Source organism: Nonomuraea sp. NPDC049750, assembly GCF_040659625.1.
Taxonomy (GTDB): Bacteria; Actinomycetota; Actinomycetes; order Streptosporangiales; family Streptosporangiaceae; genus Nonomuraea.
In genome coordinates, this window is sequence record NZ_JBFANB010000005.1 from 367,318 (window position 1) to 389,311 (window position 21,994).

Sequence of the window (21,994 nt, forward strand, 5' to 3'; positions counted from 1 at the left end):
GACCACCGGTGACCATAAGCTCGGAAACATGCCGCTCGCTCCCAACTTCCCGGTCATGCTCCGCACCGAGGACGGCGTCCGCATCGACGCCGCGCACACCCCGTCCACCCGCTCCGGCCTCGGCATCGTGGTGGCGCACGGGTTCACCGGCTCCTGGCGCGACCCGGCCACGCGGCGCATCGCGCACGTACTGAGCGGCTACGGCGGCGTGGTCGCGTTCGACTTCCGGGGGCACGGCCGTTCCGGCGGCGAGTCGACCGTGGGCGACAAGGAGATCCTCGACGTCGACGCCGCCGTACGGCACGCGCGGGTGATCGGCTATTCCAAGGTCGCCGTGGTCGGCTTCTCCATGGGCGCCGCCGTGGCCGTACGCCACGCGGGACTGCTCGGCGGCATCGACGCGGTGGTGTCGGTGAGCGGCCCGGCCCGCTGGCACTACCGCGGCACCAAGCCGATGCGCCAGGTGCACTGGGCCATCGAGCAGCCGATCGGCAGGTGGGCGGCCAGGGTCGCCAAGCGCACCAAGATCGCCCGCGGCGAGTGGGACCCGATCCCGGTGCCGCCCCACGAGGCCGCCGCGCTGATCTCTCCCACGCCGCTGCTGATCGTCCACGGCGACGCCGACGGGTTCTTCCCGCTGGAGCACGCGCACCAGCTCTACGAGGGCGCCCGCGAGCCCAAGAAGCTCTGGATCGAGCGCGGCTACGGCCACGCGGAGGCCGCGGCGACCCCGGAACTCATCCGCAGAATCGGAAAGTGGATCAGTACGAACCTTTTCTGAGTAATAGACGTCTATCTAGGGCGTAAGGAAGAAATCCACCGGGAGAAAGTCCTACGGGAAGGAAACCGTCGAGGCGGTGGACGTAGGACATACTGCGTGGAGTAGCGGAGACCACACCAAGCGTTGCGGGGGCGCGCTGGGTGCGGGGCGCCGTGAGAAGGGCTCCGGTACGGCCGTACCGGAGCCCTGTTCTCAGCCCAGGCGCGCGATCGTCTTGTACTCCAGGAAGCTGCTGAGGCCCTCGGGGCCCAGCTCGCGGCCCACGCCGCTGGCCTTGTAGCCGCCGAAGGGCGCGTTCGACTCCAGCATGAAGCAGTTGATCCCGTAGGTGCCGGTACGGACCTGGCGGGCCACCTCCATGCCGTGGTCGGCGTCGGCCGTCCAGACCGTACCGGCCAGGCCGTAGTCGCTGTCGTTGGCGATGCGGATCGCGTCCGCCTCGTCCTCGTACGGGATCACCGACAGCACCGGGCCGAAGATCTCCTCGCGGGCGATGCGCATCTCGTTGGTGACGCCCGCGAAGACGGTCGGGGCGACGTACCAGCCGCGGTCCATCGGCCGGTCCAGGCCGCCGACGACGACCTTGGCGCCCTCGTCCATTCCGGCCTGGATGTAGCCCTCGACGCGGTCCTGCTGCCGCTTGGCGACCAGCGGGCCGATGCCGGTGCCCGGGTCTGCGGGGTCGCCGACGGGCTGGGAGGTGACCATGTTCGCGACCGCGTCCACGACCTCGTCGTAGCGGGTCCGCGAGGCCAGGATGCGGGTCTGGGCGACGCACGCCTGGCCGTTGTTCATCAGCGAGGCGATGGCCAGCATGCCCATGCTGGAGGGCAGGTCCGCGTCGTCGAGGATGATCGCCGCCGACTTGCCGCCGAGCTCCAGGCTGACCCGCTTGAGCTGCTCGCCGCAGATGGCGGCGATGCGGCGGCCCGCGGCGGTCGAGCCGGTGAAGGCCACCTTGTCCACGCCCGGGTGGGAGACCAGGTGCTCGCCGGCCTCGCGGCCCGCGGGCACGATGTTGAGCACACCGGCCGGGATCCCGGCCTCGATGACCATCTCGGCGAGCAAGTAGGCGTCGAGCGGCGTCTCCGGCGCGGGCTTGAGCACGATCGCGCAGCCGGCCAGCAGCGCGGGCGCGATCTTGGTCATGGCGACGAACTGCGGGACGTTCCACGGCACGATGGCCGCCACCACGCCCACCGGCTCCCGCCGCACGGTCGTCGGCCCGAACAGGCCGGGCCGCTGCTCCTCCTGGGCGAAGGTCTTGCCGTAGTCGGCGTAGTACTGCAGCATGCCGAGCGGCTGCGGCGCCTGCGCCAGGTTGGAGAAGGTGATCGGCGAGCCCATCTCCTCGGTGATGAGCGCGGCCATCTCGCCCTGCCGGGCGGCGTAGATCTCGGCCAGCCTGCCGATCACCTCGGCCCGCTCGGCGAACGTCATGCGCGGCCACGGACCGTGGTCGAACGCCTGCCGCGCCGCGGCCACCGCGCGGTCCATGTCCTCGGGCGTGCCGTCGGGCACGCGGCCCACGACCTCTTCGGTGTGGGGGGAGATGACGTCGATGGTGCCGGTCCCGGCCGGGGCCACCCATTCGCCCCCGATGAACAGCGTGTCGTGCTGGCGCATGTCGTGAGCCTCCTGCTTGACCAAATGCTCGCTTGGTTGTCGTGCTCCTCAAGGTGACCGAACCATGTTCTGTCCACGCGCGCAAGAGGGGTCCGGCACGCGCGTACGCGTGCCGGACCCCTCTGGGCCGATCAGCCGAGCAGGTGCCGCAAGGACCGCTTGACCAGGTCCGTACGCATGGCCTGGGTCGTCAGGCTCTCCACGCCGAAGCCGAGGTAGACGGTGTCCTTGGTGGCGATGCCGCCGCCCTCCTCGAACACCTGGTCCGTGCGGGCCCAGGAGTTGATCGAGGGCGAGGTGCCCTCAGGAGGCGCCGCCGTGCTCCAGCCGCCGAGGTCGCTCTCGAACGAGGTCTGCTCCGCCGTCGCGCCGTTCAGCGTGACGGTGAAGTCGTCGAGGAAGACGCCCGCGCCCTGGGTGCTCCAGTCGCTGATGTACGAGACGGACAGCTCCACCTTCTTGCCCGCGTACGGGGTCAGGTCGACCTTCCACTGCTGCCAGCCGGCCGAGTTGCCCGAGGCGGCGTTCCACGAGCCGGAGGTGCCGGTCGGCTCGCAGCCCGGGCCCTGGTAGCGCTGGGTGAACGGGTGCAGCGCGCGCCAGCCCTCGCCGCCGCTGGGCGGGTCACAGCTGCTGCCCGTGCTCTGCGAGGTGTGACCGTTGACGTCCGGCAGGGTCGTCCAGTCGTCGCCGCCTGCGGTGTGCGCCTCGACGGTCAGGAAGTCCCAGTCGGCCTCGGTGTCGAATGAGGTCCAGAACGACAGGTCGCCACTGGTCTTGCCGGTCAGGTCGACGGTCTTGGTCAGCCGCTTCCAGGAGGCGTCGGCGATGCCGCTGTAGACGTCCCAGGAACCGGTGTGCGGGTCGAACGGCCCGCCAGGCCGTGCCCACTTGACCGGCGCGGAGCTGGCGAACTGCGGGAACTGGGCGGCCGGCAGGATCGCCGAGGTCGCCACGAAGGAGTTGGTGTGGCTCGGCTCCAGCGTGCCGGTGAAGCCCTTGAACCGGCCGCTCACGCCCTGCAGCGCGTACGGCAGGCCCGTGCCGGGGTTGATGCCCGAGTCGTCGAAGAAGACGTAGGCGCCCAGCCAGTACTGCTGGAAGTCGTTGAACACCTGGATGCACGGCGGGTCGTTGGGGGTCGCGCATTCGGGCTGGGCCGGTTGGTCGGGCTGGTAGTAGTAGGCGCCGTTGTTGTTGGCCGCGTACGACGGGTACTTGCCCGAGTGCAGGAGCTTGCCGCCCTCGTTCAGGTAGTCGCGCACGGCCAGCTCGGTGTCGACCCCGCCCTTGGAGGTGGTGCCGGCCACCTGGCCGACCGATCTCGGGATGATGTCGTCGCCCGTCTCCCAGACCACCGCCTTGTAGTGGCTGAGCACGCCGAGCGCGTGCGGAGCCTTGCGGCCCATCTTGTCCATGTCATAGACGTCGGAGCTGTAACCGGCCTCGTCGAGCGCCTTGACGTAGTCGTCGGCGTACTTGGCCTCGGTCACGCCCTGGACGGGGCTGAGGCCCGTGACGTCCTCGGTGGCCAGCACCAGCACCTTGCCGCCGATGTCACTGGCGACCTGGTAGGTGAAGTCCCCGCTCTTCCTGCCGATCGAGCTGAACCAGACCTTGACCTTGTCCCCGGGTCTGGTGCCGGTGATCTTGCCGCGCATCCAGTGGTAGTAGGTGTCGTAGCCCTTGCCGTAGCGCTCGCCGCCCCGCCACTCACCGGTCGGTACGGTCTTGGTCCGGCCGCCGTTGACCTGGTAGTTCAGGAAGATCGGGCCGAGCTTGCGCTTGGCGTCCACCTGGACCACCTGGTCCCGGCCGTAGCTGACCTCGAACGGGTCCAGCACGAAGTCGGCGGTGGAGTTGCCGAGGTGGTTGACCGGCTCGGACCAGTTGGTGGCCGACTTTGCCACGTCCAGGGCGAACGGGATGTTCTTCTCGAACTCCGCCTGGACCAGCGCCTCGTCGTCGGGGAAGACGAACCCGCAGCCGTCGCAGCCCTCGTCGAGCTCCGGCGTCCAGGCCAGCGTGCCGTAGGAGGCGTGGGCGTGGTCGGTCGTCTCGCCGTTGGTGGTGTAGAGCTCCGCAGACAGGTCCGGGTCGAAGCCCGCGATCGCCGGCTTGGCGTCGTTCCCGGAGATGGCCTCGTAGATCGGGTTGTCCGCGGTCTTGGTGGCGACCTGCCAGCCGATCGGATAGAGCAGCAGCGGGCCAAAGGAGTGGTAGTTCACCTGGCCCTTGAACCTGATCCGCCTGAGCAGCCCGTCGAGCGCCCTGGTCTCGGGCTCGCTGGCGGGCGCCGCGCCGCGGTAGGTCTCGCTGCTCGGGATCGACGAGGAGCCCTCCTCGTCGTAGTGGAAGTTGGTGGGGTAGTTGCGGTTCGGGTCGACGCCGTCGCCGGTGGTGATCCGCCCGTCGCCGTCGTTGTCACGCAGGTTCTTGCGCCACAGGCGGTTGCCCTCGGTGAAGGTGAAGTCGTAGCCGTCGGGGTTGGCGACCGGCACGAACCAGAGCTCGGTCCTGTTCAGCACATCCTTGAGCGCGGCCCTGTTGGCGATGACGTGCTTCAGCAGCCGCATGTCGACCTCGGTGGAGATCCACTCACGGGCGTGCTGCGTCGCCGAGTACAGCGTCGCCGGCTTGATGCCGTCGGGCAGCACCCTGGCCAGGGCGGTGACCTTGACGGCGAGGATGTCCTGGCCCTTCAGCGTCTTGCCGAGGGACTCGATCTTCACTATGTCCTTGTTCGCGTTGGCGATGGCCTTGAGCTGGTCGGCGATGCCGCCGGGCTCGGAGTAGGACTTCCAGACGGTGTAGCCGCCGGCGGCCTGCGCCTTGGCGGCCTCCAACTGGGTCTGGCCCTGCGGGTTGCGTACGGGCTCCGGCTTATAGCCGAGCTTGCGCAGGCCGTCGAGGTCGGTCTGGGCGGCGGTCACCTCGACGTGCTCCTTGCCGCCCTTGGTGTCCTGCTGGACGACGTCGAAGCCCTTCTCCTTGAGGGCCTGCCCGGTGCCGGGCGCGCTCTCCAGTTGGTAGAGCTCGATCCTGTCGCGGGGTGGTAGGGGGTCCACCGACGCCTGGGCTTCCAGGGCGACGAGGGACGTGCCGAGGCCGAGGACGACGGCGGTGGACAGGGTCAGTAATCGAGACACGAGGTCTGCCCCTTCGCAGAGACCAGTTTCGTCGCCATCTCAGACCGATACGTGGCGCTCGGCAAGGCCCAATCTTTATGCCTGCCTTAGATCGGACAATCCTCAGATAATTCGCCAAAGGGGCGCGACTTGCCGCGTTCAGGTGACAATATTCAAGATCATCTTCTATAGTTTCGGTCCGTCGATGAGGGGAGGACGGACGTGAAAATCAGTCGCTTCGCCCTATTCGCCATCGTTTTGGCGGGGCTGTTCGCGTTCCCCCTCCCGGTCTCCGCGGCTCCCAACCCGGCCGAGTTGCGCAAGCTGACCAAGCAGGCGTCCCAGCTCAACGATCTCTATCGCGGCCAGATCCAGAGCCTGGAGGAAGTACGGATCCAGGCCAAGAAGGCCACCGACAACTCCGGCGACCTGGAGGCCCGGCTCGCCGGCGCCAAGGCCGAAGTGACCTCGATCGCCCAGAGCACCTACATCGCGGGCCCGCTCGACGGCGTCCAGTTGATCGCCCCGGGCGTCGACCCCACCGTCGCGCTCGGCCAGGCGGCGAACATGACCTACCTGGCCAACGAGCGCATCAGCAAGGTGCAGAGCATCCAGGCGCTGATCGACAAGGCCGCTGACGCCAAGCGGACCGCCGCCGAAAAGATCGACAAGCTGAAAAAAGAGATCAAGACCATGCAGGGCAAGCGCCGCGAGATCGAGCGGCTCCTCGCCAAGTACGGTTTCCAGCAGCCAGGCGGCTCCTCGGGGCTCACGCCGCGCCTGATCGCGGTGCGGGCCGAGATCATGCGGAACTTCCCCATGCCGTACGGGGTGGGCTGCCTGCGGCCTGGTGACCCCGGTGAGCATGGCAAGGGGCGGGCCTGCGACTTCATGATGTCGAGCGGCGGGCGGGCGGCCACGGGGGCCGACGCGGACCGCGGTGACGCGCTGGCCGAGTGGCTGATCAAGAACGGGCCCCGGATCGGGGTGATGTACATCATCTGGAAGCAGCGGTATTACGACATTCGGTCGGGGGGTGGCTGGGACCCGATGTCGGACCGGGGTGGGGTTACCGCCAACCACTACGACCATGTGCATGTGTCGGTGTTCTAGCGGCTGTGCGGAACGACGGTCCGTTGGGGCTGGGGTCCCCGGGGAGGGATACCCCCTCCGGGGAGCGGAAGTAGACGGTCCGTTGGGGCTGGGGTCCCTAGGGATGGACCCCCTCCGGGGGAGCAGACGAAGCGGTCCGTCGTGCCTGAGGGCGGATGCCCCCTTCGGGGAAGGAAGAACGTGCTAGCGCTTGGTCGCCAGGAGGTCGCGGAACCAGGCGTATGACGCCTTCGGGGTGCGGTGCTGGGTGGGGAAGTCCACGTGTACCAGGCCGAAGCGCTGGTGGTAGCCCTCAGCCCACTCGAAGTTGTCCAGCAGTGACCAGACGAAGTAGCCGCGCACGTCGACGCCCTCCGCCGCCGCCTGTTCCACCGCTCTGATGTGGCCGTCCAGGAAGGCGATGCGGCCCTGGTCGTCGATCGTGCCGTCCGGGCCGGGGGCATCCTCCTGGGAGCAGCCGTTCTCCGTTACGTACACCGGCGGCAGCGCGGAGCCGTACCTGGTGCGCAGGCCCGTCAGGAGTTCGCGCAGGCCGTCCGGGACGACCGGCCAGCCGGAGGCGGTGGTGGGGTAGCCGGTGATGCCGTGATCGGTGAAGGGCAGGCCGTCGTCCGTGGGCGCGCCGATGCGGGTGGGGTTGTAGTAGTTGATGCCCAGGCCGTCCAGGGGTGCGGAGATGACGGCCAGGTCGCCGTCGCGGACCACGTCCATGGCGCCGATGGCCTTCAGGTCCGGATACTCGCCCAGCAGGATCGGGTCGTTGAACAGGCGGTTGTGCAGCGTGTCGTACGCGTCGGCCGCCGCCAGGTCCGCGGCCTCCTCCGAGACGGGCCAGACCGGGGTGCAGTTGTTCGTGATCAGTACCTGCCGCGCCCCGGCCGCGCGCAGCGCCTGTACGGCCAGGCCGTGGCCGAGCAGCTGGTGGTGGGCGACGGGCAGGGCGTCGAACAGCAGGGCCTGGCCGGGGGCGTGGACGCCCATGCCGTACCCGAAGGCCATGTGCACGAACGGCTCGTTCAGTGTGATCCACATGGGCACCCGGTCGGCGAGGCGCTCGGCCACTATCGCCGCGTATTCGGCGAAGTAGTAGGAAATATCGCGGTTCATCCACCCGCCCATGTCCTGCAGCGCCTGCGGCAGGTCCCAGTGGAACAGGGTCGGCACCGGCGCGATCCCCGCCGCCAGCAGGCCGTCGACCAGCCGGTCGTAGAAGTCGAGGCCCCTCGGCTCCACCGGGCCCGTGCCCAGCGGCAGCACGCGGGGCCAGGCGATCGAGAAGCGGTAGGCGTTGACGCCCAGGCCGGCCATGAGCGCGACGTCCTCGGGCCAGCGGTGGTAGTGGTCGCACGCGACGTCCCCGGTGTGCCCGTCCCGGATGCGGCCCGGCTCGTGGGCGAAGGTGTCCCAGACGGAGGCGCCCCTGCCGTCCTCCTTGATGGCGCCCTCGATCTGGTAGGCGGCCGTGGCAGTACCCCACAGGAACATGCGCACTCCTAAGCGATCATCCGAGTGGGACTCATGTTAACTCGCGGAGGCTCGGGGGAGCCTACCTGGCGGTAATACGCCAAGATGGGGGGCATGACGAGTACCCTGCGCCGGCGTCCAGCCCAACGCCGCAGCGTGGAGCGAGTCGAACGGATGCTCGACGAGTGCGCACATTTGCTCGACGAGGTCGGTTACGAGGCACTGACCACCAAAGAGGTCGCGCGCCGGGCCGAGGTGCCGATAGGCACGTTCTACCAATTCTTCTCCGACAAGCAGGGCCTGGTGCGAGCGCTGGCTCTGCGCAACCTCGACGCCTTCCTGCAGCGCATCACCGAGCGGCTCACGGAGCGGATCGCCGAGTCCGGTCTCGACCACTGGACCGACCTGGTCGACCTGGCCATCGATGAGTTCGTGGCGATGAAGCGGACCACTCCGGGATTCGCCGTGGTCGACTTCGGAGAGGTGCTGACGGCGCCGGGCGGGCCGGCGCTCAAAGGCACCAACCGGATGCTCGACGCCGCGCTGGAGAACAACGTCGTGGTCGCCGACCGGCTGCGAGCCCTCACGGTCGACCTGCTCGACGCGCCTGTCGGGCCGGGGCTCGACCGCGCCCTGCTGGTGGCGGTCGAGGCCACGGACGCGGTGCTCAAGCTGGCCTTCCGGGTGCGTCCCGACGGTGATTCCGACCTGATCGCCGAGTGCAAGCAGCTGGTCCACCGCTACCTGGCCGACCACCTGCCCTGACGGGCCGTCTGCCGCTGACGGTCCGCCTGCTTCTGTGTCTGCGGCACTTCGCGGGAGCGCTCCCGCCACACTCCGGGCCGCAGTGCCGGTCTCAGCAGGCCGTGTCCAGCCGGGCGCGTAGCTCGTCGTCCAGCCGTACGTCCGCCGCGCCCAGGGCCTCCTCGAGCTGGGCCATCGTGGAGACGCCGACGATCGGGACGTGCCCGTCGGCCAGCAGCCAGGCCAGCACCACCTGGTTGGGCGTCGCCCCCACCTCCGCCGCCACCTCACTCAAGACCGCGAGCCGCCGGGTCGTACCCGGATGCTGGTAAATGTCGGGGATCGGGCGGTCGGCCCGTGTGTAGGCGCCCGCCATCAGCGTGTTGTACGCCCACAGCGTCATGTCGGGCTCGGCGCGTACATACTCCAGCGTCTCGTCCGTCGCCAGCGCGTGGCCCGACTCGGCCGGCCGCGTGAGCGGTCGCGGGCGCAGGTAGGTGTGCCGGAGCTGCAGGCATGTGTACGGCAGCCAGCCCCGCGCCGCCGACAGGTTCCTGGCCCGCTCGGCCCGCCAGGTGGCCAGGTTGCTGGCCCCCACGCTGCGGATCCTGCCCTGCCGGGCCAGGTCGTCGAATGCCCCCAGGGTCTCCTCCAGGGGTACGGACCGGTCCTCGATGTGCGACCAATACACATCGATGTAGTCCGTCCGCAATCTCCGCAGGCTGCCCTCGATCGCCTTGCCGATGGAGGCGGCGGACAGTCCCTCCGCCGAGGCGAGCGTGTCGTCGCCGGGGACGGTGGGCCGGGCGCCGGTCTTCGTGCTCAGGAAGATCTGGTCCCGGTTGCCGCGCGCCGCGAGCCAGGAGCCGATGGCCAGCTCGCTCTCGTCGCCCGTGCACCCCGGCACCCAGAACGGATAGCAGTTGGCCGTGTCCAGCATGGTGCCCCCGGCCTCGACGAACCGGTCCAGAATGGCGAAAGTGTCCTTCTCGTCGACCGCGGTGCCGAACGGGATCGTGCCCAGTGCGATGTTCATGGTGGTGATCGTGGAAGCTGGAGTGCGGTCCATGTCAAGCCGGAGAAACAGTTGACCTGGAGTCGGCTCCAGGTGCGATGCTTCTGCCGTGAGCGTCTACACACCCGCGGAAGTGGTCGAGGAGACCGGCTTCACCCTGGACACGTTGCGCTACTACGAGAAGATCGGCCTGCTGGAGCCCGTCGGCCGCAACGCCGCAGGTCAGCGCCGGTTCACCGAAGAGGACGTCGGCTGGCTCGGCACGATCCGCTGCCTGCGTGACACCGGCATGCCGATCGCCGAGATGCTCCGCTTCGCCGCCCTGGTCCGGCAGGGCGACCACACGATCGCCGACCGCATCAAGCTCCTGGAGGAGCACGACGGCCGCGTACGGGAGCAGATCGCCAACCTCACCGAGCGTCAGCGCTACATCCACAACAAGATTTCCTACTACCGCAGCGTCGTCTAGCCCTGTCTTTGGGGTCCGGTTGTTAGACCGGGACCATGGCCGGGCCCAGGGCGAGACGGATCAACATCCCGCTGCGCCGCGTCGCCAAGGGGTGCGCGATGCTGCTGTTCGCGGTGCTGGCCAACATCACGGTGATCCAGGGGTTCGGGGCGCGGGGGCTCAACGCCGATCCGCGCAACCAGCGCTCCGCCATCGCCAGGTTCGACCATCCGCGCGGCGACATCCTCACCTATGACGGCACGACCGTCGCCGTGAGCCGGGCGACGGCCCGCGGGCCGTACGCGTATCGCCGTGTCTACCCCCACGGCGAGCTGTACGCCCCAGTGACCGGGACGGCGTCACTCAGCCGGACCACGGGCATCGAGGGGGCCTCGGACGACGTCCTGTCCGGCGACGACCCGAGGATCCAGGTCCGCTCACTCGTCAGACACGGCAGGGCCCGCGGCGCCGACGTCCGGCTCACGATCACCGATCGCGCGCAGACGGCCGCGTACGAGAGCCTCAGGGCGGCGGGCCGGCCGGGCGCCGCGGTCGCCGTCAACCCGGCGACCGGCGCGATCCTCGCCCTTGCCAGCTACCCGACGTACGACCCCAACGCCTACACCACCACCGACCCCGCCGAACTGGCCAAGACGGACCGGCGCCTGCGCGGCGACCCCGCCGGGCCGCTGGTCAACCGGGCGGTCAGCCAGAGGTATCCGCCCGGCTCCGCGTTCAAGCTGGTCACCACGGCCGCCGCCCTGTCGTCGGGCGAGTACTCGCTCACCTCACGGGTCGACGCGCCCGACCGGCTGCGGCTGCCCGGCAGCACGGCCTACCTGCCCGAGACGGGCGGGTCCTGCGGCGATGCCCGTCCGACGCTGCCGGACGCCTTCCGGTCCTCCTGCGACACCGCCTTCGCCGGCATCGGCCTCCAGTTGGGGCAGGACATCCTGCGCGACCAGGCGGAGGCGTTCGGCTTCAACGACCGCGACCTCACGATCCCGTTGCAGGTCACCGCCAGCACCTACCCTCCGAACATGAATCGGGCCCAGACCGCCCTGTCGGCCATCGGGCGGCATGACGTCCGGGCCACGCCGCTGATGATCGCCATGCTGTCGGCCGCCGTCGCCAACCACGGCGTCCTCATGCGCCCGTACCTGGTGGAGGATGTACGCCTGCCGGACGGCTCGCTCATCGACCGGGCCGACCCGGCGCCGTACCGGGTGAGCATCCCCGCCACCCTGGCCCGCCAGCTCACGTCGATGATGCGCACGGTCACCGGTGCCGGCGGTTCCGGTACGGCGTCCGCCATCCCGGGCGCGCAGGTGGCGGCCAAGTCGGGGGTAGGGGAGGATCACGCGCTCTTCACGGCGTTCGCCCCGGCGGACACGCCGGAGGTGGCCGTGGGCGTGGTCCTGGAGCACGCCGCCCCGTCGACCGCCGCTCTCATCGCCCGCGCGGTCCTGGAGGCGGCACTCTCCTAATGAGGTACGCCAACCCGCGCCCACGGGGATGACCTCGGCACTCTTCTCCTCCTACATATGAGGCTGCACAGACCTCTCTACACATCTCCGGGGCCGAACGGTTACATCCTCGAATGGCCATCTCGACGCATGCGGCGTCCCGTCCACATGTCTAACGTTCTGCATGTGATCGACCGCACCTTGCGATCTCGCCTCTCAGTCAGGGGGCGTCGTGGCTCGATCCAATGGGGCGTCGCGTGTCCAGGCGGAGCTTGGCCTCCTCGGAGGGGTGGGGGTCTGGTTCCGGACGCGTGACAGCGGGCTCGAGCCGCGCAGGGCTCGGGCCCGCCCACCACCTGCTGGTCGTCGCGCCTATGCGGACCTGTTATCAGCACATGCCTTGACGGCTCCAAGTGCGAAGTGGGTTGATTGCCCTACTGACAACGTTGTCAACCTTCACCACTCGGGGTTTCGAAGGGACGGTGTGCGATGCGACGACGGTGGTTGGCGGCCGTCGCGATCACTATGGCGAGCGTGCTCGGCCTGGCCGGCTGCGGTGGTAGCGGCGGCGGCGCAACGGCGAGCCCGCAGGCCACGGGTGGCGGCGAGAAGAAGCAGGTCGAGGTGTTCTCGTGGTGGACCGGGCCGGGTGAGGCCGACGGTCTGAAGGCGATGCGGGAGATCTTCGAGAAGGAGAACCCGAACTACACCTTCTTCGACGCGGCGGTGGCGGGCGGCTCCGGCGACAAGGCCAAGGCGCTGCTGCAGTCGAAGTTGCAGGCGGACACCCCGCCGGACACTTTCCAGGGTCACGCGGGCGCCGAATTGCAGGGCTACATCAAGGCGGGCGACCTGGAGGACCTCAACTCCCTCTATGACGAGTTGAAGCTGAAGGACGTCTTCCCCTCCCAGCTGATCGACCAGATCAGCGTGGACGGCAAGATCTATTCGGTGCCGGTCAACATCCACCGGTCGAACGTGCTGTGGTTCAACCCGAAGCTGCTGAAGGAGGCGGGGATCGCGGCCGCGCCCAAGTCGGTCGACGAGTTCATCGCCGACCTGGGCAAGGTGAAGGCCAAGGGCAAGATCCCGCTGTCCATCGGCTCGGAGTGGACCGTGGTGCACCTGATGGAGAGCGTGCTGCTCGGCTCGCTCGGCACCGACGCCTACAACGCGCTGTTCAAGCCGGGCGCCAACTGGGGCAGCCCCGAGGTGAAGAAGGCGCTGGAGAGCTTCAAGACGATCATGTCGTACGCGGGCGACCCGCAGGACGACTGGCAGCCCGCGGCCAAGCAGGTGGCCGACGGCGAGGCCGCGTTCAACGTCATGGGTGACTGGGCCTACGGCTACTTCCACAACCCGCCGGACGGCGGCCTGGGCAAGAAGTCGAAGGAGGACTTCGACTGGGCGCCCTCTCCCGGCACCGAGGGCACCTACCTGTGGCTGTCCGACAGCTTCACGCTGCCCAAGGGCGCCAAGAACCGTGACGGGGCCATCGCCTGGCTCAAGGTCGCGGCCAGCAAGGAGGGACAGGACGCCTTCAACCCGAAGAAGGGCTCCATCCCCGCCCGTAAGGACGCCGATCAGTCGCTCTACACCGACTATCTGGCGGACGCGCTGAAGGACTGGTCGAGCAACAAGCTGGCCGGCTCCATCCAGCACGGGGTGTCGGTGAACCAGCCGTGGCTGGCCTCGATCACCGAGGCGGTCGGCCTGTTCATCGGCAGCAAGGACGTCGCGGCCCTGCAGAAGGGGCTCGTCGACGCCGCAACGGCCAACGCGCAGTAAGACAGTCACCCGGGTACGGCAGGCGTTCACGCCTGCCGTACCTCTTGGAGGGGATGTTGTGAGGCGGGCACGCACCTGGCTGCCTGGTTTACTCCTCGTCACGCCGTCCATCATCGCGATCGGCGTGTTCGTGTACGGCATGCTGGGCTGGAACTTCCAGCTGGCCATGACCGACAAGCACGACGAGGTGTCCGAGGGCAAGTTCGTCGGGCTGAAGAACTTCGTCGACATCTGGGACCTGCCTCGATGGCACCTCTCGGTACAGCACGCGATCATGTTCACGCTCGTGTTCGTGCTGGGCGCGCTGGTGCTCGGCTGGTTCCTGGCCTTCCTCATGGAGAAGGGGATCAGGGGCGAGGGGACGTTCCGGGCGATCTACCTGTTCCCGATGGCCATCTCGTTCGTCGCGACCGGCATCGTGTGGCGCTGGCTGATGAACTCGGGGATGGAGCAGCGGGCGGTCGGGCTCAACCGGCTCTTCGACTGGATCGGGCTGCCGCAATGGCAGTGGTTCCGGGATCCGGACTGGGGGATGGCCGCGATGGCTCTCCCGGCAGTCTGGCAAATGTCCGGATATGTCATGGCACTGTTCCTGGCGGGGTTCCGCGGCGTGCCGGAGGAGCTGCGCGAGGCGGCGCGGGTCGACGGGTGCAACGAGTGGGGCGTCTACCGGTACGTCGTGCTGCCGATGCTCCGGCCCGTGACGCTGTCGGCGCTGATCATCCTCGGGCACATCTCGCTCAAGGTGTTCGACCTGATCGTGGCGGTGTCGGGCAAGCAGATCATCACCGACGTGCCCGCCGTGTTCATGTGGGTGGCGGTGTTCGACTCCCACGACCCGGCCAAGGGCGCCACCATCGCCTCGTACATCGTGCTGAGCGTGGCCGTCTTCGTCATCCCGTACCTGATCTGGTCCGTGCGTAAGGAGAGGCGTTCATGACCGCGGTGATCGGGCGCCGGCGGGTGTCCAGCGGCGTGCGGCTCGTCCTGCTGATCGCCTTCGTGGTGATCTTCCTGATCCCGATCTACGTCCTGCTGGTCACCAGCTTCAAGCCGCTCACCGAGGCGGACCCGAGCCAGGCGTGGAATCTGCCGCGGACCTGGACTTTCGAGGCGTGGCGGGTGGCATGGGAGAAGCTGGCCCCGGGCCTGTGGAACTCCGTCCTGCTGGCCGTGCCGGGCTCGCTGCTGTCCTGCGTGCTCGGTTCCATGAACGGCTACGTGCTGTCGAAATGGCGCTTCCCGGGCGCGGACCTGCTGTTCACGCTGTTCCTGTTCGGCATGTTCATCCCCTACCAGGGGGTGATGATCCCGCTGGTGCAGCTCCTGGTGAAGCTCAACGAGGTGACCGGGCTGCAGGGCGTCTTCTACGGCGGGATCCCCGGGCTGACGCTGGCGCATGTGGTCTACGGCATCCCGATCTGCACGCTGATCTTCCGCAACTACTACGTCACCATCCCGGACGAGCTCATCGAGGCCTCGCGGGTGGACGGCGCGGGGATGCTGCGTACGTACTGGTCGGTAGTGCTGCCGGTGTCCGCGCCGGCCATCGCGGTGGTGATCATCTGGCAGTTCACCTCGATGTGGAACGACTTCCTGTTCGCCGTCTTCCTCACCGGGCCGACGAGCTGGCCGACGACCGTCATGCTCAACAACATCGCCGGCGCCCAGGCCACGCCGTACAGCCAGCAGATGGCGGCGGCGATTCTGGCGTCGGTGCCGACGATGCTGATCTACGTGCTGCTCGGCCGGTTCTTCATGCGCGGGCTGATGGCCGGCGCGCTCAAGGGATGACCGTCAAGGGATGACCGTCAAGGGATGAGCGCCGCTGGGTTGGCCCAGTGCTTGAGCGGCTCCTTGCGGACGTAGCGGGCCACGTCCTCGGCGACGATCTCGGCGGCGTTCATGGCCGTCTCCTTGCTGGCGCCGGCCAGGTGCGGGGTCATCACCAGGTTGGGGGTCGTGAGGAGCCGCGACCCCGCCGGGATGGGCTCCTCGGGGAAGACGTCCACCGCGGCGCCGAACAGGTGACCCGACTCCAGCGCGTCGCACAGGGCGTCGTAGTCGAGCAGCGAGCCGCGCGCGCAGTTGACGATGACGGACCCGCGGGGCATCGCGGCGATCTGCGGTGCGCTGATCATGCCGATGGTCTCGGGGGTGGCCCGCGCGTGCAGGGAGAGGAACTGGGAGCGTTCGAGCAGCTCGGCCAACTCCACCTGTCCTGAAATTTCCACGTAAGGGTCGTAGACCAGGACCTCTGCCCCGAAGCCCTCCAGCATGCGGGCCACCCGGCGGCCGATCGCCCCGTAGCCGACCAGGCCCGCCGTGGAGCCCTCCAGCTCGGGCCCGACGTTGTCATAGGTGTAGTAGTCGCCCCGCCAGACGCCCCCCGCCAGGTCGGCGTGCGTCTGGGGGATGCGGCGGGTGGCCGCGAGGAGCATGGCCAGCGTGTGCTCGGCGGTGGCCACGGCGTTGCGTCCCGGCGCGAACGTGACCGCGACGCCCGCCTCGGTGGCCGCGTCCAGGTTGGCGTTGACCGGGCCGCCCCGGCTGACACAGAACAGCTTGAGCTCCGGCGACGCGTCCAGCACCCGCTTCGTCAGGGGGGCCATCTGGGTCACGCAGACCTCGACGCCGCGCAGCGCCTCGATCAGCTCGTCCTCCACATCGGACGCCTCGTCCACCTCGCTCACCCGGCCGAACGGCACCTCCGGCCACGGCAGCGTCAGCTCGCTGATCTCCACCTCACCGGGAACCGCGTGCCGGAGCGCGTCGATGAAGAGGCGGTTCTGGACGAAGTGGTCGCCGGCGGCGAGGACTCGGATGGTCAACGAAGAGCTCCAATCGGGGAGTTGTACCGCAGGATCGCCACCTGGCCGTTCCGCGGGCGGATCTCGGTGATGGCGCAGTTGTCCAGCTTTGGGAAAAGCCGCCGGTACTCGTCCAGCGGCACGCCCATGAGGCGGCACAGCGCGATCCTGATGACGGTCGTGTGGGCGACGACCATCACCCGGCCGTCGGGATGGGCGGCGGCGATGTCCTGCAGGCACTCGGTGAACCGGTCAGCCGCCAGCTTGGGATCCTCGCCGCCCGGCAGCGGGTTCGTGGCGGGATCGGCCTCGAAGGCGGCGCGGGCCTCGGGGAAGCGCTCGCGCATCTCCGCCGCGGTCAGCCCGTCGGCCTGGCCGAAGTCGAGCTCCCGCAGTCGCTCGTCCACCCGCAGCTCGACACCCGCCGCCTCGGCGCTGGCGGCGGCGGTGATGCGGGCCCTGCTCAGCGTGGACGCCCAGACGGCCGCGAGCCCGGCCCGGCCCGCCCAGGAGGCCAGCTGCCCGGCCTGGTCGAGGCCGCGCGGGGTCAGCTCGATGTCGCTGAGCCCGGCGTAGCGGTTCTCGGCATGCCAGACGGACTCGCCGTGGCGCACCAGTGCGATGTTGGTCATGGCGCGGTCCTCTCACGGGCGTGGTCGGCGGCGCTCGCGGGCAGCCAGCCGCGTCCTTCCAGTTCGGTGACGAAGCGTAGGTAGGTCTCGTCCATGCGGGGTCCTGCCGGGTCCACGACCGCGCGGGTGCGGATCATCGCGGCCGCGTCGCCCTTGTCTCCGGCGGCCAGTACGGCCATGCCGAGCGCGGGCTCGGCGTTCTCCCGCAGCGTGACGGGACGTCCGAGGACGTCGGCGCGCAGCTGGGTCCAGTACGCGCTCCTGGTGGCTCCGCCGGTCAGCACGATCTCCCCGTCCGCCGGGGCGCCCAGCAGGTCGAGATAGTCGAAGCAGAGCCGCTCGACGAACGCCGCGCCGCGCAGGATCGCCACGTAGCGCTCGACGTCGTCGGCGGGGCGGCCGAGCGTGAATCCCTCGGCCTCGGGCGCCACGAACGGGAACCGCTCCCCGCGCGACACGAGCGGATAGGTGACGACCGGCTCCCCGGTGCTGGTGGGGGTGGCGGCGGGACCGAAGCGGGCGGTGGGGCCGTAACGGGCGGCGGCCTGGGTGCTCATCGCGTCGAGGTCCTGCCCGGCGAACTCGCGGGTCAGCACCCCCGCGCCCGTGCTCGACGCGCCACCCGGCAGCCACGAGCCGTCCGGCGCGCGGTGCGAGTAGACGACGCCCAGCGGGTCGTGGATCAGCTCTCTGGTGACGCCCTTGAGCACCAGGGTGGTGCCCATGACGGAGTTCCAGCTGCCCGGCGTCATCGCCCCGGCGCCGAGCTGCGCCGCGCACCCGTCGGTGGTCCCGGCGATCACCGGGGTGCCGAGTGGGATGCCGGTGCTCGCGGCGGCCTCGGCGCAGACCGTGCCGAGCGTGGTGCCGGGCCGTACGACGTCGGGCAGTGTCTCGGCGGGCACCCCCAGCTCGTCGAACACCTCGTACGGCCACCGCTCCTCGATCAGGTCCACGCCGGTCTTCAGCGCGTTGCTCAGATCGGTGGCCACGTCGCGCCCGACCAGGCGCCGGTTGACGAAGTCGTTCTGGTGCGCCAGCCGCGCGCCCGGTGGGGCGTCAGGCAGCAGCCACAGCAGCTTGGGCAGCGCCCAGTTGGCCTGCATGCGCTGGTAGCCGAGCCGTTGCCAGACGGCCGCGCCGACCGAGTCGATCCGCGCCACCTCGGCCGCCGCCCGCCGGTCGTCGTACATCAGACCGGGGGTCAGCGGGGTGCCGTCGGGGCCGGTCAGCAGGATCGTGCCCGAGGTCGCGGCCACGGCGACGCCGCGGATCCGCTCCGGCGGCACCTCGCGCAGCGCCTCGCGGGTGGCGGCGGCGAGCTGGCGCCACCACTCCTCAGGGTCCTGCTCGTGCCGGGGCCCGTCGCGGTGGCTGGTCAGCGGCCTGCTCGCCGCACCGAGCACCTCGCCGCCGTCCGTGACGGCCATCGCCCGGACGCTCTGGGTGCCCAGGTCCACACCGATCCAGACGCTCACGAGCGCCCCCGCATCTCGGCGAGCAGCGGCCATGATCGGGCGCTGGTCTCGCGCAGGGCCAGGAAGTCCTGGTACGCCGTGCCGTACGCGCCGGACTCGGGTCGTACGGCATCCCGCAACCGGACGAACCGGTCGGCCGCCGCCTCGATGCTCGTGGCCGCGCCCGTGGCGACCAGGCCGACCAGGAAGGCGCCCCTGGCGCCGACCTCGGTGTCACCCGATCGGAAGACCGGCAGGCCGGTGACGTCGGAGATCATCCGCAACCACAGCGCGCTGGCCGAGCCGCCGCCGCACACCCGCAGCTCGTGCGGCCCCTCACCGGAGGCGGCCAGGCAGTCCTGGATGACGAGTGTGAGCCCTTCGAGCACGGCTCGGGCGACGTGCTCGCGCCCATGCTCGAAGGACAGGCCGAGGAAGGCGCCTCTGGCCAGTGGATCGGAGAACGGCGCGCGCTCACCGGCGGGGGAGAAGTAGGGCTGGAACGACAGCCCGCCCGCGCCCGGCGGGCCGGTGGCGGCCAGCTCGCCCAGCTCGGCCGGGCCGTCCAGGCCGAGCAGCCGGCAGGCCCACTGCAGGACCTCGGTGCCGGCGAAGGTGGGGAAGGCGCGCAGGTAGCCGTCGGGCATCGCGATCGTGATGCCGACGGGCTCGCCGTCCAGGTCGGGCCGCTCGACGACGGTCTCCGTGCAGAGCGTGGTGCCCAGGATGCTGCACGCCTGTCCGGGGCCGACGCTGCCGGCGCCGATCGCGGTGGCGGCGATGTCGTAGGGCGCCATCACGACCGGTGTCCCGGCGGGCAGCCCGAGGAGCTCGGCGGCCTCCCGCGTCAGGGCGCCCACCCGGCGCGTGTCGTCGCGCAACTCGGGCAGCAGGCGTTCGGCCCATTCCAGGCCGAACATGGCCAGGAGCGCGGGGGAGTAGGCGCGGGTGCGCAGGTCCATGAAGGGGGCCGAGCCGTCGGACTCGTCGGCGGCCAGCTCGCCGGTCAGCCGGGAGAAGATCCAGCCGCCGCACGTCAGGTTGGCGGCCGAGCGAGTCAGCCGGTCGGGGTCGTGCTCGTTCAGCCAGGTCAGGATCGCGTGGGGGAGACCGGAGGCGGCGGAGGAGCCGTTGACGCGGAAGGCGTCGGCGGCCAGCCCTGAGCGGTTCCAGTGGTCGACCGTGGCGGCGGCGCGGCCGTCGTTCCACAGGATCGCCGGACCGGTGGGGCGGCCCGCCGCGTCGACCAGCCAGCAGCCGTCACCCTGCGCGGTCACGGCGACGAAGTCCGGCGCGGTGCCGAGCCGGGACGCGACCTCGCGGACCGTGCCGGCGACCGCGTCCCAGACTGAGTCCATGTCCTGCTCGGCCTGGCCGGGCGCGGGCCTGGAGACGGTGGTTCCGTGCCGGGCGACGGCCGTCTCGGCGCCCGTCTCGTCGTACCCGACGGCCTTGATGACAGTGGTCCCCGCGTCGACGCAGATGACCGCCATCAGGCGCGTCCGTGGGAGGTCCGCGACTTGCGGGCGATCGAGTCGACGACCACCGCGAGCAGCAGGACGATGCCCGTGACCACGAAGCGGATGGAGGAGTCGAGGTTGAGCAGGGTCAGCCCGCTGGAGATCGACTGGATGACGATGATGCCGAGCAGCGCGCCGAAGGCCGTGCCGCGCCCGCCGAACAGGCTCGTCCCGCCGATCACGGCCGCCGCGATGGCGTTGAGGTTGACGTCGCCCGAGCCGCTGCTCTGGTTCGCCGCGGCCAGCCGGGCCGCCGCGAGGATGCCGCCGACCGCCGCGAACGACGAGCAGAGCACGAACACCGAGGTGTAGACGGCCTTGACGTTGATGCCCGCGCGGCGCGCGGCCTCCACGTTGCCGCCGACCGCGTAGACGGCCCGGCCCCACTTGGTACGCGACAGCAGGTAGTGCATGATCAGCACCAGCGCCACGAAGAAGATGAACATCCAGCCGATGCCGCGGGTCTGCCCGAGGTAGTAGACCACGAAGGCCAGCACGACCAGCAGCGCCAGGCTCCTGACGGCCAGCATGGACAGGCTCCTGGCCGACAGCCCGGCGCGCCGCCGCTCCTGGGCGTGCAGGTAACCGCTGGCGAACAGCCAGACGGCCGCGATCACCGCGAAGCAGTACGACAGCCAGGCCGGTACGAAGTCGAGCTGCGCGAAGTTCACCAGGCCCGAGTCGAACGGCAGGTTGATCGAGCCCTTGGTGCCCAGCACGTAGAGCTGCAGCCCGAGGAAGGCCAGCAGCCCGGCCATCGTGATGACGAAGCTCGGCACCCCGAAGCGGTTGAACAGCTGCGCGTACACCCAGCCGATCACCGCGCCCATGATGACCGCGGCCAGGATGGCCAGCCAGACCGGCAGCCCCTTGGCCACGAAGAGCACGGCGAGCACGGCCCCAGACAGGCCGCTGACCGAGCCGACCGACAGGTCGATCTGGCCGACCAGCAGCACGCAGACGATGCCCAGCGCGATGATGCCGGTCGCGGCCGACTCCAGCGTGAGGTTCACCAGGTTCGCGCTGGACAGGAAGATCGGGTTGAGGATCTGCAGCACCGTCCAGATGACGATGAGCCCCACCACGACGGGGATCACGCCCAGGTCGCCGCCACGGGCCCGTTCGAGCACGTCGGCGATCGCGCCGCGCAGCCCTTCGTTCCCGCTCAGCCGCTCGTCCTGGCGGTCCGTGGTGAGCGTGCTGTTCATGAGGGCAGACCTTCCTTGCGGCGCGCCTGGCGCTGGGAGACCGCATTGTCGGTGGCGCCGGTGATGGCGGCGATGATCTCTTCGGTGGAGACCGCGCCCACGTCGAACACCCCGTTGTTGCGGCCGAGCCGGAGCACGGCCACGGTGTCGGCCACGGCCTGCACGTCGGCCATGTTGTGGCTGATCATGATGACGCCGAGGCCGTTCTCGCGCAGCCGCTCGACCAGGTTGAGCACCTCCGCCGTCTGGGCGACGCCCAGGGCGGCGGTCGGCTCGTCGAGGATGATCACCTTGGGGTCGCCGAGCAGCGACCTGGCGATGGCCACCGTCTGCCGCTGGCCGCCGGAGAGCGCGGCCACCGGCACGCGGACACTCGGGATCTTCGCTGACAGCTGGCGGAGCAGCTCCCAGGAGCGGGTCTCCATCGCCACGTCGTTCAGCCGGAGCGGGCGGACCTCCTGGCCCAGGAACAGGTTCTGGATCACGTTGAGGTTCTCGCACAGGGCGAGGTCCTGGAACACGGTGGCGATGCCGAGTTTGTGCGCCGCCGCCGGCGTCGGGATGTGGATGTCCCGCGACTCGAAGGTGATCGTCCCCGAATCGGGCGGATGCACCCCCGACAGGATCTTGACCAGCGTCGACTTGCCCGCGCCGTTGTCACCGACGATGGCCATGACCTGGCCCGCCGCGACATCGAGGTCGATATCGGTGAGCGCGGCGACCGCTCCGAACGTCTTGCTGATCCCTCGCAGGGACAGAACGCTGTCCGCTTGCTGTGTGGGCGACAAGGCCGC

At 69.7% G+C, this 21,994-nt stretch carries 18 protein-coding genes; 8 read left to right on the plus strand and 10 right to left on the minus strand.

Annotation, left to right across the window (positions count from 1 at the left end; all coding sequences use genetic code 11):
• Window positions 1-28 precede the first annotated feature (28 nt).
• Complete coding sequence (locus AB0J16_RS16700; protein WP_358539664.1) at window positions 29-781, plus strand: alpha/beta fold hydrolase; 753 nt, start codon at window positions 29-31, stop codon at window positions 779-781.
• A 192-nt stretch (window positions 782-973) separates the two neighbouring features.
• On the opposite strand, the gene AB0J16_RS16705 is transcribed toward AB0J16_RS16700, so the two are convergent.
• Window positions 974-2,407, minus strand: a complete 1,434-nt coding sequence (locus AB0J16_RS16705; protein ID WP_358539666.1) for an aldehyde dehydrogenase — start codon at window positions 2,405-2,407, stop codon at window positions 974-976.
• Window positions 2,408-2,538: 131 nt separating this feature from the next.
• Entirely contained in the window at window positions 2,539-5,556 is a 3,018-nt protein-coding gene (locus AB0J16_RS16710; RefSeq protein WP_358539668.1) for a M14 family zinc carboxypeptidase, read from the minus strand.
• A 201-nt stretch (window positions 5,557-5,757) separates the two neighbouring features.
• Between AB0J16_RS16710 and AB0J16_RS16715 the strand changes: the two genes are divergently transcribed.
• Complete coding sequence (locus tag AB0J16_RS16715) at window positions 5,758-6,648, plus strand: hypothetical protein (protein ID WP_358539671.1); 891 nt, start codon at window positions 5,758-5,760, stop codon at window positions 6,646-6,648.
• A 183-nt stretch (window positions 6,649-6,831) separates the two neighbouring features.
• Here the strand turns inward: AB0J16_RS16715 and AB0J16_RS16720 are convergent, their stop codons facing one another.
• Window positions 6,832-8,133, minus strand: coding sequence for a GH1 family beta-glucosidase (locus tag AB0J16_RS16720; protein ID WP_358539674.1), 1,302 nt, complete (start codon window positions 8,131-8,133; stop codon window positions 6,832-6,834).
• Window positions 8,134-8,226: 93 nt separating this feature from the next.
• On the opposite strand from AB0J16_RS16720, the gene AB0J16_RS16725 reads away from it, so the two are divergent.
• Window positions 8,227-8,877, plus strand: coding sequence for a TetR family transcriptional regulator (locus tag AB0J16_RS16725; protein ID WP_358539676.1), 651 nt, complete (start codon window positions 8,227-8,229; stop codon window positions 8,875-8,877).
• Window positions 8,878-8,968: 91 nt separating this feature from the next.
• Here AB0J16_RS16725 and AB0J16_RS16730 read toward each other — a convergent pair whose 3' ends face one another.
• Window positions 8,969-9,892, minus strand: a complete 924-nt coding sequence (locus AB0J16_RS16730) for an aldo/keto reductase (protein ID WP_358539679.1) — start codon at window positions 9,890-9,892, stop codon at window positions 8,969-8,971.
• A gap of 88 nt (window positions 9,893-9,980) precedes the next feature.
• Here AB0J16_RS16730 and AB0J16_RS16735 point away from each other — a divergent pair, with 88 nt between their 5' ends.
• The 5 genes from AB0J16_RS16735 to AB0J16_RS16755 all read left to right on the plus strand — a co-directional run bounded on the left by AB0J16_RS16735 (window position 9,981) and on the right by AB0J16_RS16755 (window position 15,367).
• Window positions 9,981-10,340 (plus strand): MerR family transcriptional regulator, encoded by a 360-nt coding sequence (locus tag AB0J16_RS16735; protein WP_358539682.1) that lies wholly within the window; start codon window positions 9,981-9,983, stop codon window positions 10,338-10,340.
• Between the two features lie 35 nt (window positions 10,341-10,375).
• Window positions 10,376-11,806: a penicillin-binding protein 2 gene (locus tag AB0J16_RS16740; RefSeq protein WP_358539685.1), complete on the plus strand. Its 1,431-nt coding sequence runs from the start codon at window positions 10,376-10,378 to the stop codon at window positions 11,804-11,806.
• Window positions 11,807-12,274: 468 nt separating this feature from the next.
• Entirely contained in the window at window positions 12,275-13,573 is a 1,299-nt protein-coding gene (locus AB0J16_RS16745; protein ID WP_357950534.1) for an ABC transporter substrate-binding protein, read from the plus strand.
• A 58-nt stretch (window positions 13,574-13,631) separates the two neighbouring features.
• A complete protein-coding gene (locus AB0J16_RS16750; RefSeq protein WP_358539689.1) occupies window positions 13,632-14,513 on the plus strand; it encodes a sugar ABC transporter permease in 882 nt (293 codons plus the stop codon).
• A complete protein-coding gene (locus tag AB0J16_RS16755) occupies window positions 14,510-15,367 on the plus strand; it encodes a carbohydrate ABC transporter permease (RefSeq protein WP_357950539.1) in 858 nt (285 codons plus the stop codon). Before AB0J16_RS16750 ends, AB0J16_RS16755 begins: the two co-directional genes overlap by 4 nt.
• 17 nt (window positions 15,368-15,384) lie before the next feature.
• Here AB0J16_RS16755 and AB0J16_RS16760 read toward each other — a convergent pair whose 3' ends face one another.
• The 6 genes from AB0J16_RS16760 to AB0J16_RS16785 are packed head-to-tail and all read right to left on the minus strand — an operon-like array spanning window position 15,385 to window position 21,988.
• Window positions 15,385-16,404 carry a 2-hydroxyacid dehydrogenase gene (locus tag AB0J16_RS16760; RefSeq protein WP_358539694.1) on the minus strand — a complete coding sequence of 340 codons (1,020 nt, stop codon included), beginning with the start codon at window positions 16,402-16,404 and terminating at the stop codon, window positions 15,385-15,387.
• Window positions 16,401-17,015 carry a histidine phosphatase family protein gene (locus AB0J16_RS16765; protein ID WP_358539698.1) on the minus strand — a complete coding sequence of 205 codons (615 nt, stop codon included), beginning with the start codon at window positions 17,013-17,015 and terminating at the stop codon, window positions 16,401-16,403. Before AB0J16_RS16765 ends, AB0J16_RS16760 begins: the two co-directional genes overlap by 4 nt.
• A complete protein-coding gene (locus tag AB0J16_RS16770) occupies window positions 17,012-18,493 on the minus strand; it encodes an FGGY family carbohydrate kinase (RefSeq protein WP_358539701.1) in 1,482 nt (493 codons plus the stop codon). The genes AB0J16_RS16765 and AB0J16_RS16770 overlap by 4 nt, the downstream gene beginning before the upstream one ends.
• Window positions 18,490-19,965, minus strand: coding sequence for an FGGY-family carbohydrate kinase (locus AB0J16_RS16775; protein ID WP_358539704.1), 1,476 nt, complete (start codon window positions 19,963-19,965; stop codon window positions 18,490-18,492). The genes AB0J16_RS16770 and AB0J16_RS16775 overlap by 4 nt, the downstream gene beginning before the upstream one ends.
• Window positions 19,965-21,200, minus strand: a complete 1,236-nt coding sequence (locus AB0J16_RS16780; protein WP_358539708.1) for a sugar ABC transporter permease — start codon at window positions 21,198-21,200, stop codon at window positions 19,965-19,967. Before AB0J16_RS16780 ends, AB0J16_RS16775 begins: the two co-directional genes overlap by 1 nt.
• Window positions 21,197-21,988: an ATP-binding cassette domain-containing protein gene (locus AB0J16_RS16785; protein ID WP_358539711.1), complete on the minus strand. Its 792-nt coding sequence runs from the start codon at window positions 21,986-21,988 to the stop codon at window positions 21,197-21,199. The genes AB0J16_RS16780 and AB0J16_RS16785 overlap by 4 nt, the downstream gene beginning before the upstream one ends.
• Window positions 21,989-21,994 lie beyond the last annotated feature (6 nt).

Coding starts and splice junctions, on each gene's coding strand:
- AB0J16_RS16700 (WP_358539664.1), top strand. CDS start 29: ATGCCGCTCGCTCCCAACTTCCCGGTCATGCTCCGCACCGAGGACGGC.
- AB0J16_RS16705 (WP_358539666.1), bottom strand. CDS start 2,407: ATGCGCCAGCACGACACGCTGTTCATCGGGGGCGAATGGGTGGCCCCG.
- AB0J16_RS16720 (WP_358539674.1), bottom strand. CDS start 8,133: ATGTTCCTGTGGGGTACTGCCACGGCCGCCTACCAGATCGAGGGCGCC.
- AB0J16_RS16725 (WP_358539676.1), top strand. CDS start 8,227: ATGACGAGTACCCTGCGCCGGCGTCCAGCCCAACGCCGCAGCGTGGAG.
- AB0J16_RS16730 (WP_358539679.1), bottom strand. CDS start 9,892: ATGAACATCGCACTGGGCACGATCCCGTTCGGCACCGCGGTCGACGAG.
- AB0J16_RS16740 (WP_358539685.1), top strand. CDS start 10,376: ATGGCCGGGCCCAGGGCGAGACGGATCAACATCCCGCTGCGCCGCGTC.
- AB0J16_RS16745 (WP_357950534.1), top strand. CDS start 12,275: ATGCGACGACGGTGGTTGGCGGCCGTCGCGATCACTATGGCGAGCGTG.
- AB0J16_RS16755 (WP_357950539.1), top strand. CDS start 14,510: ATGACCGCGGTGATCGGGCGCCGGCGGGTGTCCAGCGGCGTGCGGCTC.
- AB0J16_RS16765 (WP_358539698.1), bottom strand. CDS start 17,015: ATGACCAACATCGCACTGGTGCGCCACGGCGAGTCCGTCTGGCATGCC.
- AB0J16_RS16775 (WP_358539704.1), bottom strand. CDS start 19,965: ATGGCGGTCATCTGCGTCGACGCGGGGACCACTGTCATCAAGGCCGTC.
- AB0J16_RS16780 (WP_358539708.1), bottom strand. CDS start 21,200: ATGAACAGCACGCTCACCACGGACCGCCAGGACGAGCGGCTGAGCGGG.